The organism is Vibrio sp. Y176, assembly GCF_033438945.1.
Genome location: NZ_JAWOQS010000736.1, coordinates 1 through 625, shown reverse-complemented (window position 1 = coordinate 625; position 625 = coordinate 1). Strand labels below are relative to the sequence as shown.

At 46.1% G+C, this 625-nt stretch carries 1 protein-coding gene; it reads right to left on the bottom strand.

Annotated elements, in window-relative coordinates:
• Positions 1-625, bottom strand: a 625-nt coding sequence (locus R7O13_RS28360) for a reprolysin-like metallopeptidase (RefSeq protein WP_412125743.1), incomplete at both ends; no start/stop codon positions are given.

Below are 625 nucleotides of genomic sequence, written 5' to 3'. Positions count from 1 at the left end.
GAATTTGGCTTCATGTGCAGAATGTAACTTTCTTCCGCGCCTTCTTCGACTAAACGAACAATCACACCGTCCGTCACATCACCACGAAACAGCATATAAGAGCGGTCATCTAAAAATTGGTCATAACCCATCGCTTGACGATATTCGACATAGAACCACTCCTTCAAGCCAGTATTAGGGTTCACACCGCGAGGTATTTTTAACGCGATGTTTTGTGTTATGTCTTGGGTTTCGTACTCTGCGATTTCATACAAACCATCTTGAATTGCCGTAAGAATGTTTGGTGATTCCGCATCATTCAACCATCCCATACGTTCTTTGTAGTACGTATTGATGTAACCCATATCAGGAGTACCCATAACATCGTACGAGTCGCCGTATTCAATTACGCTACAGTTGTTCGATACCGACGCATCGCCACAATCCAACGCCTTAGCGTGGCTCAAACCAAGGTTGTGCCCGAATTCATGTGCAATCACTCTTGCTGACAGCGTGCCATCTATGTATGCACGACTCGGGAACGTTTTCCCTGTTGTTGCAGAACCACCACCAGCACAACCTGATTGCGTCATGATGTAAATGATGCGCTGATAATCCTCAAGCACTACGCCATCAGCACGCGCCA